The organism is Bradyrhizobium sp. BR 1432, from assembly GCF_051547705.1.
In the GTDB taxonomy this organism is placed as follows: domain Bacteria; phylum Pseudomonadota; class Alphaproteobacteria; order Rhizobiales; family Xanthobacteraceae; genus Bradyrhizobium; species Bradyrhizobium zhanjiangense.
Window position 1 is genome coordinate 7,675,390 of record NZ_JBPUGF010000003.1, and the last position, 14,992, is coordinate 7,690,381.

Consider the following 14,992-nt stretch of genomic DNA (forward strand, 5'->3'; position numbering starts at 1 on the left):
GCGCTCCCATCATGCGGCCTGCCGCCGAGGCGACAGGTCCAAACGCAGGCCTGTCGTGCGGTCAAATAAGAGAGCCGCCTCCGGCGCGAACCGAACGAAGACGCCATCCTCCGCACTTGCCATGGCGAAGTCCTGTGGCAGGGCGGCCAGCCATTCGGTCCCGTCGGAGAAGCGCAGAAGCAGCACGGCTTTCTCGTGCATCGGTGTGATGGCGACGATGCGCGCCGGAATGGCATTTTCGCTTGGTTGGCGGGTGATGACGAGATCATCCGGGCGCACACCAAGCCAGCACGCACCATGATCGACGGCCGCGCGATCGGCGGCATCGAGGCGAACGAACGTCCCCGCCACCTCCGCACCGAGACCGCCCTGCGCCGCGGCCGGCTCGACCTCTGCCAGATTGATGCTGGGATCGCCGAACAGGCGCGCGACGGCAACGGATGCCGGCCTGGCATAGATCTCCTCGGGACGCGCGACCTGCACCAGATGCCCGTCAACCAGGACCGCGATCCGGTCGGCGATCGCCATCGCCTCCCGATAGTCCTGAGTGACATAGAGAACGGCGGCCGAGCTCCGCCGGAGCAGGCTCGGCAATTCGAGCCGCATTTCGTAGCGAAGCTTGGCATCGACGTTGCGCAAGGGATCATCGAGCAGCAGCGCATCGGGATTGCCGATCAGCGCGCGGGCAAGCGCGGTGCGTTGCTTCTGCCCGTTCGACAATTCGCGGGGCATGTGGCCAAGCACATGCTCGATCTTCAGAAGCCGGCTGATCGACTTGACCCGGCTCGCGACTTCGGCCGCGCCCGCCCTGGCACGCAAGCCGCTTGCGATGTTGGCCTGCGCACTCATGTGAGGAAACAGGGCGAAGTTCTGGAAGGCCATGCCGATCCCGCGCTGCTCGGGCGGCGCCCCCACGATCGATTGACCGCCGACCAGAATGTCGCCTTCGTCCGGTTCGAACATGCCGGCGATCATGCGCAAGAGCACGGTCTTGCCGCTGCCGGACGGGCCGAACACCGCGACGATCTCGCCGGGTTCGACGGCCAAGGAAACATCCTCGGCGCAGCGGACCGGGCCGAATGACTTGCCGACGGCGTTGAGTTCAAGACGCGCCATGGCCTCAGCCTTTCACCGCACCGAGCGACAACCCCTCGACCAGATAGCGTTGCGCGTAGAGCGCGAGCAAGAGGGTCGGCGTGACGGAGAGCACGATCGCGGCTGCGATCTGGCCGTACTGAATGCCTGAGGCGGTGACGAATGCCAGCGCACCAACAGTCACTGGCTGCTTGTCGGCCGAGGCCAGGATCAGCGCGAACACGAAATTGTTCCAGCAGAAGATGAAGGAGAGCAGACCGGCCGCCGCGATGCCGGGCCCGGCGAGCGGCACCGCGATCCGTGTGAACGCCTCGCGCCAGGTATGACCGGCAAGACGATAGGCGTGCTCGATGTCCGGACTGATGTCTTCGAAATAGCCGCGCACGATCCACAGGATCAGCGGCAGTGCGATGAGCTGATAGACCCAGACGATGCCGAAATACGTGTCGTTGAGCCCGAGCTGCTGGTAGTAGAGCGACAATGGCAGCAGCACCAGCAGCGGCGGGGCGAAGCGAAACGACAACAGCGTGAATGCGATGGTTTCACCGAGCCGAAACTTGAACCGCGCAAAGGCGTAGGCCGCGGGCACGCCGAGCAGCAAGGCAAGGACCACGGCCGCGCTCGACAGCGCGAAACTATTCACGAGGTTGCGCATGAACGATATTTCGAGATTGCCGGCGGCGGTCCGGAGCTGTCCTGAAATCAGCGCCTGGTAATTGGCGAGCGTCGGCTCGAAGAGGATGCGCGGCGGAATCCGCAGGATCTGCTCATTGGTCTGGAACGACATCAGGAAGATCCAGACGATCGGAAACATGAAGAAGACCAGCACAAGCGCGAGCGCGACGCCGCGGAAGATACGACCTGCGAGACTGGAATGATCCATCGCCGTCTTCCCGTCCCTCACGCGTGGCCGTGGGCGCGCGCCCGCAGCCGCAGCCAGTTCTTGATGAAGATGTTCGAGAGGATATTGGTGATCAGCCACAGGATCATCAGCAACGCCGCCGAACGTCCGACATTGGTATATTGAAAGAATTCGAGATAGGCCTGGACCTGGAACACCATCAGCCGATCGCCGGGGCCGCCTTGTGTCATCGCGTAGACGATGTCGAATTGCTGGATCGAATCCAGCAGGCGAAACAGCGAGGCGGTGATGATGTAGGGCGCAAGCATCGGCAGCGTGATGCGGAAGAAGACAAAGCTTGCCGGCACGCCGTCCAGCGCCGCGGCTTCGAACGGCTGGCGCGGCAGCGAGCGCAGGCCCGCCAGGAGCAGGATCATGATGAAGGGCGTATAGACCCAGACATCCACCAGCACCACCGTGAACAATGCAGTCGACGGATCGGATGCCCATTTGAAATCATGCACGCCGAACAGGCTCACGAGATAGGATAGGATGCCGAAGCTCGGGTTGGTCATGAGCTTCCACATCAGCGCGGCGATCGCGGGCGCCGTCATCAGCGGCAACAGCAGGACGATCGACACTGCATTATGGAAGCGTGTGGGACGCCGCAGCAGCAAGGCGATGCCGAGGCCGAGCAGCAGTTCGAGCACCACTGTCAGTGCGGTATAGATGAGCGAGATGCGAAGCGTATTCCAGAAGGCGGGGTCGGAAGAAAATCGATGTAATTGTCGATCCCAATGAAGCCGCGCAGATATGGCAGGTTCAGGCGGTAGCGCTGGAGCGAATAAACTGCCGCCGTCACGAAGGGAACCAGGATGGCGATGCAAACGAGCAGAGCCGGCAGGCTCAGCACATAGGGCAGCATCCGCCCGCGCAGCCTCGTGGCGCGGCGCGGTAGCACATTCGTCTGGGACAATTGGACCATGCTCATGACGATACCGGATCACGCATTGGCTTCAACACCGCCGGCCCGGATCGGATAGGCGTTCCGAACCGGCGGGTTGGCGTGGCGCGGAGGAATCGGGCACCACGCGAGGCGTCGATGGCGGCAAAGTCAGCCAAGGCCTGCCTGCTTGAGCTGACGATTGATGCTGTCGGCTAGCTTGTCGAGCCCCTCGTCTACGCTGACCTCCTTCGCCACCATCTTCTGGAGCGAGGCGGCCCATTCCGTCGTCAGGTCGAAGAACAACGGCTGGGCCGTGAAGTAGATCTTGGCACCCGGCGACGACAGATCATGCTGCTCGAGATAGCCCGGATAGGACTTCGCGATGCGGTCACGGAATTCGCTGTCCTTCCACACCGACGCGCGCACCGGATTGACGAAATCCATCTTGCGGGCTCCGAACAGATCGTGCTCGGTCGAGGCTGCCCATTGCATGAACAGCCAGGCCGCGTCCTTCTGCTTGGAGAAGCTGGAGAGCGCGAGCGACCAGATCCAGACGTTCGGCGTCGGCGCCTTGGCGGCCGGATTTGCCGCGAACGGCGCGTAGCCGAGATGACCCCTCTCCTTGTTCTCGCCACCGTTCATGAAGTAGCCGAGAATATCGGCGTCGAAGATCATGCCGGAGGCGCCGGCGCCAAGGTCCGTGCCGACCTGGTACCAGGTGTAGGTCGACCAGTTCTTCGGCCCAGAGGTCTGGATCATCTTGACCCATTTCTCGTGGAACTCCTTGGAGGCCTTGGTGTTCATGGCGGCCTTCGGCTTTCCGCCTTCCATCACGAAGTCCTTCTGGCCGAAATTCGAGTAGGCCGAGAGAATCCGGGATGGATCGTGGCCCAGGAGCGTGAGCCGCGGACGCCGACGCCATAAGGCCCGCCTGCATCCTTGGTGATCTTGGCGGCGACATCGAGCATCTCGTCGAGATTCTTCGGCGGCTTGACACCAACCTTGTCGAAGATGTTGCGGTTGTAGGCGATATTGTTGAGCTCATAACCCCAGGGAATGCACCATTGCTTGGCCTTGCCCGAGCCGAGCTCGGAGCCGGCAACGCCGTCCCACGCCGTCGAGGACCGAAGGCCGGGAAGCACGTCGTCCCAAGCAAAGGCCGGGTTAGTCTTTGCGGGGTCCTTGATATAGGCGTTGAGATCCTCGATCCACCCGGCCGGACCGTAGGTCCAGGTCATGTAGGCGCCGGTCATGAAGGCGTCGTACTGGTCCGATTTCGAGGACAGCGCCGCGGTGACCTTGTCGAAATAGACATCCTCCGGGAAGATATCGTAGGCGACGTTCATCCCCGTAAGCGACTTGAAGGCTTCGATATCGCCAATCATCGCATCGACGTAGGGATGCTTGTTCAACAGCAGCTTGACGGTCTTGCCGCTATAGGCCTTCCAATTGAAGTCCGCCGCCATGGCCCGCGACATCGCGGCGACGTAGGCGGAGTTGGCGGCAACGCCGGCGATGCCGAGCTTTGCGGCACCATCCAGCAGATCACGCCGGTTGATGCGTTTGGCGGCGTAGGAATCGAATAGATTCTTCTCGCGATCGTGCATGAGCAACCTCCCGTTATGAGCGTTTACTTTCCCTTCCGACCTTTATTCCTGGTCTTGGTAGTCTTGCCGGATGTTGCCTCCGGCTTTTCCGTCGCGAGGGCCTGAGCGGTCGCCTCGTCGATGATGAGACCGTGCAGGAGACGGCTGCGCAGCACCGCGCGCAGAGCCGTGACCTTGGCCAGCCCGCCGCCGATGGCGACGATGCGATGCTTCCTGAGGTCTGCCGCTTCCATCGAGGTCGCGCGCGCCGACAGGTCGATGTCGAGCACTTCGCCATCGGCGTTGAAAAAATGTCCAAGCAGGTCGGCGCAAGCGCCGGCACGCTTCAATTCGACGACCTCGTCCGGCCTGATCATGCCGCTCGAAACCAGGAAGCCTTCGGCATGGATTTGTCCGATGCCGACGAACAGGAGCGAGGCCTTGCGCGCGAGCGCGAACACGTCCGCGATGCCATATTGCTTCATCAACACGGCACGATCGGCGACCGAATTGGCGAACACCGGCACCGGCAGAAGATAGGCCTCCGCCCCGGTGCGCTCCGCCAGCCGATGAATGACGTCGAACGGATTTGCGGCGAATTTCCGCGTCAATCCGCCGAGCAAAGAGACGAATTGCGCGTCCCGCGCCGGCGTCTGCGGCAACTGCTCGACGACCGCGGCGAGCGTGCGGCCGTGACCGACGCCGATGATCTTGTCCTCGCCGCGCTCCAGGACCTGCCGCAGGAAGCTCGCGCCTTCGAGCGCCAGCGCTTTCAGCGGCAAGTCGCCCTCGCCGAGATCCGGCGCGACGCGGCAGAAAGAAAGGCCGTAGCGCTCGGCCAATGTGTTCTCCAGCGCGACGCATTCGGCCACGGGCCCCTCGACGAAGACGCGGATCATGCCCTCGCGGCTCGCGCGCGCGATCAGCCGATGCGCCTTTGTGCTCTGGATGTTGAGGCGATCGGCGACCTCGGACTGGGTCAGCCCGGCGGCGAAATAGAGCCACGCCGCCCGCGTTGCGAGCGACGCCTCACCGTCAACCATCGGCAGCCTGTCGGAAGGTATCGCCACGCCGGAAAAGCCCGCTTGCAATTTTCTTCACATCTTGCAAAAAATTGCAGAGGCGGATTGGAACGTCAATCCCCCAAACGTGCTGCGGTGCAATCTTGTTGCGCTATCAGCAATGGTTGCCATCACGCTGTGGAGGTCGAATGGCAGGCGTGTTCCTCGGCGTCGACGTCGGAACCGGCGGCGTTCGCGCCTGCGCCGTCGATGCGCGCGGCGCCAAGCTCGGAATGGAATCGGCGCCTCTTCCCCGCCACGACAGAACGGCAACGCGATCGATCAGGATCCGGAACTCTGGTGGGATGCGACGGCTGTCGCGATCCGCAAGCTCGGCCGCACGATCGATCTCCAAGACCGTCGAGCGCGTCAGCGTCGACGGCACGTCAGGCACGCTGCTGATGATCGACGCCGCGGGTCGGCCCTGCACGCCGGGGCTGATGTACAACGATGCGCGCGCGGCAGCGGAGGCCGCCCGCATTGGGGCCGTGGCCCCCGCGGACAGCGGTGCGCACGGCGCGAGCAGCGCGTTGGCGAAGCTGCTGTATCTGTCGGATCGTGCGGAAGCGGGCCCGGCGCGTTTTGCCGTGCATCAGGCCGATTGGATCGCGGGGCGGCTCGCCGGACGTCACGGCATCAGCGACGAGAACAACGTCCTGAAGCTCGGCTACGATCCCGTGACACGCACTTGGCCGGCCTGGCTCGACGAGCTCGGCGTATCCCGCGAACTGCTGCCGAAGGTGCTGGTACCGGGAACCCCCTTTGCGGATATTGATCCCGAAATCGCAGCCACGCTGGGCCTGTCACCGGCAGTGCGCATCGCGGCCGGCACCACCGATGGTGTCGCCGCCTTCATCGCGACGCGCGCCGATACACCCGGCGATGCCGTGACCTCGCTCGGAACGACGCTGGTCGTGAAGCTGCTGGCGACCCGGCCGATTTTCGCCGCCAATCAGGGCGTCTACTCGCACCGGCTTGGCGAGCGCTGGCTCGCAGGCGGCGCCTCCAATTCCGGAGGCGGAGCACTGCTCGCGCATTTCACCGCCGCCGATATGGACCGATTGACACCGCAATTGCAGCCGGAGACGCCGACCGGGCTCGACTACTACCCACTGCCCAAGCCCGGCGAGCGCTTTCCAATCGCCGATCCGGCGTTGCCGGCAAGGGTCGCACCGCGCCCAGCGGACGACCACCGCTTCTTCCAGGCGCTACTCGAAGGCATCGCGGGGATCGAAGCGCTCGCCTATCGGCGCCTGGCCGAGCTCGGAGCGCCAAGGCTGCGACGCGTCATTAGCATCGGCGGCGGGGCGAAGAACGCGGCCTGGACCGAGATCAGGCGGCGCTCCCTTGGCGTTCCCGTGAGCGTTGCCGAAGAGACGGAGGCGAGTTACGGCGCGGCGCTATTGGCAGTGCGAGGCGGCCCACCATGATCGCCGGTATCATCGACATCGAAGGTCTCGCCATGATCGCGGACCGCTTCGATCACGTGCTGCTCGATCAATGGGGCACGCTGCACGAAGGCCAGGCCGTCTTTCCCCTGGCGCGCGACTGCGTTGTGCGGCTGCGCCAGGCCGGCAAGCGCACCCTTGTGCTGTCGAACTCCGGCAAGCGCGCGAGCAGCAACGCGGCACGGCTTGCCTCGCTGGGCCTTCCAGCGGACGCCTATGACGGCATCCTGACGTCCGGTGAGGTCACCTGGCACGGCCTGAAGGCGCGTGCGCAACAGCCCTTCATCGCATTCGGCCGCACCTGCTTCCTGGTCGCTCGCGGCGGCGATCATGCGATCGTCGATGGGCTCGACCTCAATCTCGTCGCAGACGTTGGCAAGGCCGACTTCATCCTGCTCGCGGGTCTCGACGACGCAGTCGCCGAGCCCGAGCACTGGCGCGCATGGCTGACTGAAGCCGCTGCACGCGGCTTGCCGATGCTGTGCGCCAATCCCGACCTCGCAATGTTCGGCGCCGCCGGATTGATCCCCGCCCCCGGCGTATTGGCCCGCTTCTACGAAACGCTGGGCGGCCGTGTGACCTATGTCGGCAAGCCGCACGCGCCGATCTTTACGGCAGCGCTCGAACGGTTGGGCCAACCGAATCCGGCGCGCGTGCTGATGATCGGTGACAGCCTCGACCACGATGTCGCCGGCGCCCGCCGCGCCGGGATGCTGACACTGCTGCTCAGGTCCGGCGTGCACCGCGATCAGACGCCGGGTGAATTGGTACGACAACCGCCCGGTGCGGATGCGCGGATGCCGCACTGGACGATGGACCATCTGGCCTGGTGAGAGGCGCGCGATGCAACAGCAACCTGCCCTGCTCCACGAGCTTCGCCGCATGTCGGCGCGCGTCGGCCGCAACATCCTCCTGGTCCAGGGCGCCGGCGGCAACTCCTCGATCAAGCATGACGACCTGCTGTGGGTGAAGGCCTCCGGCACCTGGCTTGCGGATGCCGAGCACAAGGACATCTTCGTGCCGGTGTCGCTCGGTGCGGCACGCGCGGCGCTGTCGCAAGGCGACGAACGGGTGCCCCTCGCGTCTGGCGCCGGCACGGCCTTGCGCGCCTCGATCGAAACCTCCCTCCATGCCCTCATGCCGCATCCGGTCGTGCTACACGTCCATTCGGTCAACACCATCGCCTGGGCGGTGCGGACCGATGCGCGCGCCGAGTTCGCCGAGCGACTGGATGGACTGGCCTGGCGCTGGCTCGATTATCATCATCCGGGACTGCCACTGGCCAAGGCCGTAGACCATGCCCTGACGCAGGACAGAGTAGATGTACTGGTCCTCGGCAATCATGGCCTGGTGGTCGGCGCCAAGACCTGTGCCGGCGCAGAGGCGCTGGTCGACGAGGTCGAGAGCCGCCTCGCGCTTGCGCCGCGCTCCGCAATTGGCGCAGATGAAGACGCGCTTCGTTCAATCTGTGGCGGCACAGGGTATCGACTGCCAAAGGATCCGCGATCCCATAGCATCGCAATCAACTCTTGCAGCCGCGCCATTGCGACCAACGGTTCGCTCTATCCGGACCATGTGGTCTTCCTCGGTCCGGCCCTACCCGTTCTGGACCAAGCCCAGGATCTTCGCGCCCAGGAATCGCTGGTGCGGCCGGACGGGCTGCCGCAGCCGGTCGCGCTGCTCGTTCCAGGTCTCGGTTGCATCGTTCGCAAGGACGCGAGCGACGGCGCTGAGGCGATGCTGAGCTGTCTCGCCCTGGTGACCGGCCGCCTACCTCTGACCGCGCAGGTTCGCTATCTGACGCGGGAGAACGAGTGCGCGCTGCTGAATTGGGATGCCGAGCGATACCGTCAGCAACTGACAGCAAATCGCTGACCGGCTGAAACGGAACAATTCCGTAACTTGCTCGCGAAGCTTCCCGCGGTATCGGCCACTCTGCGGGCTCCCACCCGCGCGGGTCTCGCTGCGCAGGTCAAGCCGACGACTGTGGAACCGCTGGCTGTGAAGTGGCCCACACCGCGCAAGACGGTTGAGGTGTATCCCTCGTGTCGGGTGGAATGGCAGACGGAGATACGCATGAAACGTCTCATGCCCTCGCTCATCGCAGCCCTGCTTCTCGCCGGTGCCGCCAGCAGCGTGCTCAGATCGCACGTGCTGCATATCGGTCAGAGCAGCATGCCATCTATCAAGGAACTGCAGACCGGTCAGGCCAGCAAGCTGCCTGAGCTGGAGATGCAGGACCGCTCTGTCCTGTTTGCGAGAGAGCCGGCTCAGTAGAACGCATCTCCGCTTTCAGGCTGTCTGCCTTACTCGGCCGCCGCGGTCGCGTGTTGAGGCTGTCCGTCGTTCGGACCCGTTCGCGCCGTCTGCTCGTCGAGCCAGAGACGGTGGTGCTCGCGGGCCCAATTGACGTCGACGTCGCCCGAACCCATGGCCTCGAACGCACCTTCCATCCCAATGGTGCCGATATAGATGTGGGCGATCATCGCCGCGACGAACAGCACAGCCACGATGGAGTGGACGATCTGGGCCAGCTGCATGCCTTCGATCCCCGTCGTGTAGAACGGGAACATGAGGACATAGCCACTCGCAGCGACGAGACCGCCGCCGATCACGACGATCCAGTAGATCGCCTTCTGGCCGGCGTTGAAGCGGTAGGCCGGCGGATGATCATGCCCGACGATGCCGCCGCCTCGTTTCATCCACGCGACGTCCACCTTGTTCGGAATATTGCCGCCGATCCACATCAGAAAGATCAGAACCACCCCAATGGTGAACGGGAAGCTCAGATAGTTGTGGGCGTACTTTGCCCATTGCGACCATTCGGAGAAAGCCTCGAAGCCGATCAGCGGCAATAGCAGCGGTCGCCCAAAGGTGATGTTTAGTCCGGAGATCGCCAGAATGATGAAGCAGGTGGCAGTCATCCAATGCACGAAACGCTCATAGATGTTAAAGCGCACGATGGTGCGGCCGGACCGTCCGCTTTCGAGGCGGACCATGCCGCGGGTGAGATAGAAGATCACGATCACCGCCAGCATGCCGATGATCGCGATGCCGCCGATCCAGCGCAGCGTGACATTGTGGAACTCGCGCCATTCCCGCCCCTGCGGCTGCTCGAGAACGCCGGACCTCTGATCAGGGATGCTGACGCGGCCCTGGATCCGGTTCAGCTCCTGCAAGAGCTGCTGCTCCTTGACCGAGCTCGCGGTCGGATTGACCTGCTGGGCGCCTACCGGTGCTGGAGCTGCCACGATGAGGAGGAGTAAAGCACCGGCCCCGACAGCCGCCCGAACGAGTTTTGCAAACGACACCATGAGCTCCTCCTCAATGTTCGCGCGACCTTCGTCAGGATTCAATCGTCTCGCGATAGGCCGTCTTCCACCCCCAGGCACCCGAACCGTAGCCGCGCTTCATCACACGCTCCTTGTAGATCTGCGCGATGATCTCGCCGTCGCCTGCGAGCAGCGATTTTGTCGAGCACATTTCGGCACACAGCGGCAGCTTGCCCTCGGCCAGCCGGTTCGCGCCGTATTTCTCGTATTCCTCCTTGCTGCCGTCCGCCTCCGGACCGCCGGCGCAATAGGTGCACTTGTCCATCTTGCCGCGGGAGCCGAAGTTGCCGACCTTCGGATATTGCGGCGCGCCGAACGGACAGGCGTAGAAGCAATAGCCGCAGCCGATGCAGAGATCCTTGGAGTGCAGCACCACGCCGTCAGCGGTGGTGTAGAAGCAGTTCACCGGGCACACCGCAGCGCACGGCGCATCGGTGCAATGCATGCAGGCCATCGTGACCGAGCGTTCGCCGGGCTTGCCGTCATTGATGGTCACAACGCGACGCCGGTTGATGCCCCAGGGCACCTCGTGCTCGTTCTTGCAGGCGGTGACGCAAGCGTTGCACTCGATGCAGCGGTCGGCGTCGCAGAGAAATTTCATACGTGCCATCGTCGTTACTCCTAAGCCGCCGCGATTTGGCAGAGAGTGACTTTGGGCTCCTGCATGCCCGTCGCGGGGTCGTATCCGTACGTAGTGATCGTGTTGGCGCTTTCGCCCAGCACGATCGGGTCGGTGCCCTTCGGGTAATTGCCGCGAAGATCCTTGCCCGCGAACCAGCCGCCGAAGTGGAATGGCATCCAGGCGACGCCCTTGCCAACGCGCTCGGTGACGAGCGCTTTCATCTTCGCCCTCGAATTATTCTCTGCACCCGTGACCCACACCCAGCCACCGTCCTTGACACCGCGCTCGGCGGCATCGGCAGGATTGATCTCGATGAACATGTCTTGCTGCAATTCGGCAAGCCACGGGTTAGTGCGGGTCTCCTCGCCGCCGCCCTCATATTCGACCAGACGGCCGGACGACAGGATGAGCGGGAACTGTTTTGCAATTCCCTTCTCTACCGCTGCCTTCTGCACGGAGAACCCGATATTCGGCATCCGGAACTGCTTGGCGTCGGGCAGCGTCGGATACTTGGCGACGAGGTCGACGCGCGGCGTGTAGATCGGCTCGCGGTGAACAGGGATAGGATCGGGCAAGCCGAAGGCATTCATGCGCGCCTTGCCGTTGCCGTAGGGAACGCAGCCATGCGCCAGCGCTACGCGCTGGATGCCTCCCGACAGGTCGAGCGCCCACGACACCGTGTCCGGATTGGCAGGATTGATCTTGTTGATCACGGCCATTTCCGCTTCGGTGAGCTCGGTGTCCCAGCCGAGCTTCTTCAGGCTTGCCAGCGTGAACTCCGGATAGCCGTCCTGAATTCCCGAACCCAACGAATACGAGCCGTCCGCGAGCAAGCTCACCTTCCGCGTCGTGCCGTCCGGCAGCTTCTCCTCACGCTCGATGCCGAACCGCGGCCGGAACGTACCGCCGCCGTCCATCACGTTCAGATTGGTGTTGTAGAGCAGCGGCGTGCCGGGATGCTTGACCTCAGGTGATCCCCAGCACGGCCAGGGCAGACCGTAATAGTCGCCGCCGACCTCGGGATCGTCCTTCGGTGCCCGCATGCTCAGCATGTCGAACTTGGCCTGGTTCTTCATGTGCGCCTTGAGGCGCTCGGGCGATTGCCCGCAATAGCCAGTCGACCAGCTGCCGCGGTTCATCTCGCGCAGCACATCCTCAGCTTCAGGAAGATTGTTTTCGACCTTGATTTTCTTGAACATCTGGTCGGCGAAGCCGAGCTTCTTCGCCATCAGATAGATGACCTCGAGATCATCCTTCGATTCAAAGATCGGCTTCACGATCTGCTCGCCCCATTGCAGCGAGCGGTTGGAGGCGACGCGCGACCCCTTGCATTCGAATTGCGTGGCGACCGGCAGAATGTAGACGCCATCCTTGCGGCCCGCCTCCACGGAGAGCGAAGCCCAGGTCGTCGGATGCGGGTCGGCAATGACGAGCAGCTCGAGGGCCTTCAGACCCTTGAGGGACTCAGGAATGCGGGTGATGCTGTTGGAGGCGTGTCCCTGCACGAACACCGCCTTCACGTTGTCTTTCTGCGCGACCTGATCCTTGGGCAATGTCACTGCCTCGAACCAGCGGGTCAGCGGAATGCCGGGGGTTTCCATGATCTGCTTGGAGTCGAAGCGGGACTTCAGGAAGTCATAGTCGACCTCCCAAACCCGCGACCAATGCTTCCAGGCGCCTTCGGCGAGGCCGTAGTAGAACGGCAGCGTGACGATATCGAGCCCGACATCGGTCGCGCCCTGCACGTTGTCATGGCCACGGAAGATGTTGGCGCCTGCGCCGGCCTTCCCGACATTGCCAGTCATCAGGAGCGCAATGCAACTTGCGCGCACGTTGGCGGTGCCGACGGTTTTCTGGGTCTGGCCCATGGCCCAGATGAGGGTTGCCGGCTTCTCGGTGGCGAACATCTTGGCGACGCGCTTGAGCTGCTCGCCGGGAATGCCGGTGACTCGCTCGACTTCTTCCGGAGGCCACTTCTCAACCTCCTTCTTGATGTCGTCGAAACCGTAAACGCGCTGCCGGATGAACTCCTTGTCCTCCCAGCCATTCTGGAGAATGTGCCACATCATGCCGTAGAGCACCGGGATGTCGGTGCCAGGGCGCATCCGCACATATTCGGTCGCGTGGGCCGCCGTACGCGTCAGGCGCGGATCGATGACGATAAAGTTGGCCTTTTGCAGCTCCTTGCCCTCGAGCAGATGTTGCAGCGAGACCGGGTGCGCTTCGGCCGGATTGCCGCCCAAGATGACCTGTGTCTTCGCATTGCGGATATCATTGTAGCTGTTGGTCATCGCGCCGTAGCCCCAGGTATTGGCGACGCCGGTCACGGTGGTCGAATGGCAGATGCGAGCCTGATGATCGGTGTTATTGGTCCCCCAGAGCGCACCGAGCTTGCGGAACAGGTAGGCGCCTTCGTTGGTCATCTTGGCCGAGCCGAGCCAATAGACGGAATCGGGGCCCGACTTCTCACGTACAGCTTGAAGCTTGTCTCCGATCTCGTTGATCGCGGAATCCCAGGAGACGCGGGTCCACTGCCCATTTACCAGCTTCATCGGATAGCGCAGCCGCCGCTCACTGTGTACGAGTTCGCGCACCGAGGCGCCCTTGGCACAATGCGAGCCGCGATTGATCGGCGAATCCCAGCTCGGCTCCTGGCCGATCCAAACGCCGTTCAAGACTTCGGCCGTCACCGTGCAGCCAACGGCGCAATGCGTGCAGATGTTCTTGCGGATGGTCGCGCCTGCGGTGAGCGGACCAGCCATTGCCGCTTCCGCTTTGCGCACGCTGCCGACCGGCAGGGTGCCGAGCGCGGCAAGCGCACCGCCGGCAAGACCGGATTTGCGCAAGAAGCTGCGGCGGTCGAGACCGCCGGCCTGCCCCGCAAGGGACTCGACAACGGAGCCGTGGCGCGGGGAATGCTGGTGTGTTCGCTTGATCAGCACGGTCAGCCTCCCTTGGCCGGATAACGATTGACGCGATAAAACGCCTTGACGTGGTCGGATTCCTTGTAGCGCGCCTTGCGCTTCTCATCGTTGGTCTCACTGTCGGCCTGCGCCGACCCGACCAACGGTGTCGCGAGTGTCGCACCGACACCGACCGTGCCGATGCTGACCTTGCGCAGGAAGTCGCGGCGTCCCACTGTGGCCTTCTTGTCTTCACTCATCGCATCTCTCCTGGACCTGCGCGTGCCGGTCAGTTGGCGAATGTGAATGCTTCCATCTCGATCTCGATAAAGGTGCGACCGAGCGCGCCGACCGCCCGATAGAAATGGGCGTTCCCGGCGCTCTCGATGTCCGCGAACAGCCGCCCCATCCAGGGCGATACGTGTTTCTCGAAGAAGGCACGCTGTGCCTCTGGCGAGGCACCGAAGTGCCCGCCGGCAAGGCCCGACATGATCTCGCAAATGATCGCGGCGTGATCCTCGGGTTCGGAATTGTTGGCAAGCCGCTCGATGCCGAGCGTCGTCAAGTCTCCTCGCAGGCGCGACAGCGGCCGTTCGTTGAGAAAGCCGGTGAGATAGTACGAGGCATAAGGCAGCAATTCGCCGCGACCGAGCCCCACGAACAGATCAAAATATTCGCGCTCGACCTTCGCCGCGACTGCGCTTGAGGCGACGTCGGCGAGCGCTGCATGCGCGCGGCCGAGTGGCGTTGCGTCGCAACTCAATGCCGCAAGCTGCTCGAGCAATCGTTTCGACGGCGGCGCGGACAGTAACGTTGCTAGCAACGCATATTCCTGCGCGCGCGCAGCATCGACGGAATCGACAAGCTCTGCTGATACGGCTTGTTCGCTGTAGAGATCGGGCCGCAAATCGTTGCGTGCAACGCCGGTCGCTGCTTCGACTGCAACCACCCGTTGTGCTGGCACGCGGGTCCAATTCGACACGGAGGGTTGGCTGATACCTATTTTGCGCGCAAGCTGAGCAATGCCGCCTGCAGCATCGATTGCGCGATCAAGCCCGTCATCCCGCACGTGGACCTCCCATCCGAGTCCCGTCTGCTTGATTATTGCTTTTGTTACAAAGCGCTAACGAAATCGTAGTCCCGGTTCCACGGATGGTC

At 63.4% G+C, this 14,992-nt stretch carries 12 protein-coding genes and 2 pseudogenes; 4 read left to right on the forward strand and 10 right to left on the reverse strand.

Features of this window, described 5'->3' with window-relative positions:
- Positions 1-9 precede the first annotated feature (9 nt).
- The 5 genes and pseudogenes from ACSKB8_RS37310 to ACSKB8_RS37330 form a co-directional block, all read right to left on the reverse strand.
- Positions 10-1,116 carry an ABC transporter ATP-binding protein gene (locus ACSKB8_RS37310; RefSeq protein ID WP_438109487.1) on the reverse strand — a complete coding sequence of 369 codons (1,107 nt, stop codon included), beginning with the start codon at positions 1,114-1,116 and terminating at the stop codon, positions 10-12.
- Between the two features lie 4 nt (positions 1,117-1,120).
- The gene (locus ACSKB8_RS37315) at positions 1,121-1,978 is read right to left on the reverse strand and encodes a carbohydrate ABC transporter permease (RefSeq protein ID WP_091887484.1); all 858 of its coding nucleotides are present in this window, start codon (positions 1,976-1,978) and stop codon (positions 1,121-1,123) included.
- A gap of 17 nt (positions 1,979-1,995) precedes the next feature.
- A pseudogene (locus ACSKB8_RS37320) lies at positions 1,996-2,921 on the reverse strand (carbohydrate ABC transporter permease).
- A 129-nt stretch (positions 2,922-3,050) separates the two neighbouring features.
- Positions 3,051-4,489, reverse strand: a pseudogene (locus ACSKB8_RS37325) (extracellular solute-binding protein).
- A gap of 23 nt (positions 4,490-4,512) precedes the next feature.
- Positions 4,513-5,511, reverse strand: coding sequence for a sugar-binding transcriptional regulator (locus ACSKB8_RS37330; RefSeq protein ID WP_438109488.1), 999 nt, complete (start codon positions 5,509-5,511; stop codon positions 4,513-4,515).
- Positions 5,512-5,678: 167 nt separating this feature from the next.
- Between ACSKB8_RS37330 and ACSKB8_RS37335 the strand changes: the two genes are divergently transcribed.
- The 4 genes from ACSKB8_RS37335 (at position 5,679) to ACSKB8_RS37350 (ending at position 9,254) form a co-directional block, all read left to right on the forward strand.
- Complete coding sequence (locus ACSKB8_RS37335; RefSeq protein WP_438109489.1) at positions 5,679-6,959, forward strand: FGGY-family carbohydrate kinase; 1,281 nt, start codon at positions 5,679-5,681, stop codon at positions 6,957-6,959.
- Positions 6,956-7,810, forward strand: coding sequence for a TIGR01459 family HAD-type hydrolase (locus tag ACSKB8_RS37340; protein ID WP_438109490.1), 855 nt, complete (start codon positions 6,956-6,958; stop codon positions 7,808-7,810). Before ACSKB8_RS37335 ends, ACSKB8_RS37340 begins: the two co-directional genes overlap by 4 nt.
- 10 nt (positions 7,811-7,820) lie before the next feature.
- On the forward strand, positions 7,821-8,852 hold the full coding sequence (locus ACSKB8_RS37345) for a class II aldolase/adducin family protein (protein WP_438109491.1): 1,032 nt from the start codon (positions 7,821-7,823) through the stop codon (positions 8,850-8,852).
- A 201-nt stretch (positions 8,853-9,053) separates the two neighbouring features.
- Positions 9,054-9,254 carry a hypothetical protein gene (locus ACSKB8_RS37350; RefSeq protein WP_245473177.1) on the forward strand — a complete coding sequence of 67 codons (201 nt, stop codon included), beginning with the start codon at positions 9,054-9,056 and terminating at the stop codon, positions 9,252-9,254.
- A 29-nt stretch (positions 9,255-9,283) separates the two neighbouring features.
- Here ACSKB8_RS37350 and ACSKB8_RS37355 read toward each other — a convergent pair whose 3' ends face one another.
- Genes ACSKB8_RS37355 through ACSKB8_RS37375 form a run of 5 tightly spaced genes read right to left on the reverse strand, consistent with a single transcriptional unit; the run spans position 9,284 to position 14,903 of the window.
- Entirely contained in the window at positions 9,284-10,291 is a 1,008-nt protein-coding gene (locus ACSKB8_RS37355; protein ID WP_438109492.1) for a formate dehydrogenase subunit gamma, read from the reverse strand.
- Between the two features lie 31 nt (positions 10,292-10,322).
- Positions 10,323-10,919, reverse strand: coding sequence for a formate dehydrogenase FDH3 subunit beta (gene fdh3B / locus ACSKB8_RS37360; protein WP_091887497.1), 597 nt, complete (start codon positions 10,917-10,919; stop codon positions 10,323-10,325).
- Between the two features lie 11 nt (positions 10,920-10,930).
- Positions 10,931-13,873 (reverse strand): formate dehydrogenase subunit alpha, encoded by a 2,943-nt coding sequence (locus tag ACSKB8_RS37365; RefSeq protein ID WP_438109493.1) that lies wholly within the window; start codon positions 13,871-13,873, stop codon positions 10,931-10,933.
- 2 nt (positions 13,874-13,875) lie between these two features.
- Complete coding sequence (locus tag ACSKB8_RS37370; RefSeq protein ID WP_091887502.1) at positions 13,876-14,094, reverse strand: twin-arginine translocation signal domain-containing protein; 219 nt, start codon at positions 14,092-14,094, stop codon at positions 13,876-13,878.
- A 29-nt stretch (positions 14,095-14,123) separates the two neighbouring features.
- Complete coding sequence (locus ACSKB8_RS37375) at positions 14,124-14,903, reverse strand: molecular chaperone TorD family protein (RefSeq protein WP_438109494.1); 780 nt, start codon at positions 14,901-14,903, stop codon at positions 14,124-14,126.
- Positions 14,904-14,992 lie beyond the last annotated feature (89 nt).

Excerpts from the sequence above, each read along its gene's own strand:
- ACSKB8_RS37330 (WP_438109488.1), bottom strand. The coding sequence starts at position 5,511 with ATGGTTGACGGTGAGGCGTCGCTCGCAACGCGGGCGGCGTGGCTCTAT.
- ACSKB8_RS37350 (WP_245473177.1), top strand. The coding sequence starts at position 9,054 with ATGAAACGTCTCATGCCCTCGCTCATCGCAGCCCTGCTTCTCGCCGGT.
- ACSKB8_RS37370 (WP_091887502.1), bottom strand. The coding sequence starts at position 14,094 with ATGAGTGAAGACAAGAAGGCCACAGTGGGACGCCGCGACTTCCTGCGC.
- ACSKB8_RS37310 (WP_438109487.1), bottom strand. The coding sequence starts at position 1,116 with ATGGCGCGTCTTGAACTCAACGCCGTCGGCAAGTCATTCGGCCCGGTC.
- ACSKB8_RS37345 (WP_438109491.1), top strand. The coding sequence starts at position 7,821 with ATGCAACAGCAACCTGCCCTGCTCCACGAGCTTCGCCGCATGTCGGCG.
- ACSKB8_RS37340 (WP_438109490.1), top strand. The coding sequence starts at position 6,956 with ATGATCGCCGGTATCATCGACATCGAAGGTCTCGCCATGATCGCGGAC.
- fdh3B (WP_091887497.1), bottom strand. The coding sequence starts at position 10,919 with ATGGCACGTATGAAATTTCTCTGCGACGCCGACCGCTGCATCGAGTGC.
- ACSKB8_RS37315 (WP_091887484.1), bottom strand. The coding sequence starts at position 1,978 with ATGGATCATTCCAGTCTCGCAGGTCGTATCTTCCGCGGCGTCGCGCTC.
- ACSKB8_RS37355 (WP_438109492.1), bottom strand. The coding sequence starts at position 10,291 with ATGGTGTCGTTTGCAAAACTCGTTCGGGCGGCTGTCGGGGCCGGTGCT.
- ACSKB8_RS37335 (WP_438109489.1), top strand. The coding sequence starts at position 5,679 with ATGGCAGGCGTGTTCCTCGGCGTCGACGTCGGAACCGGCGGCGTTCGC.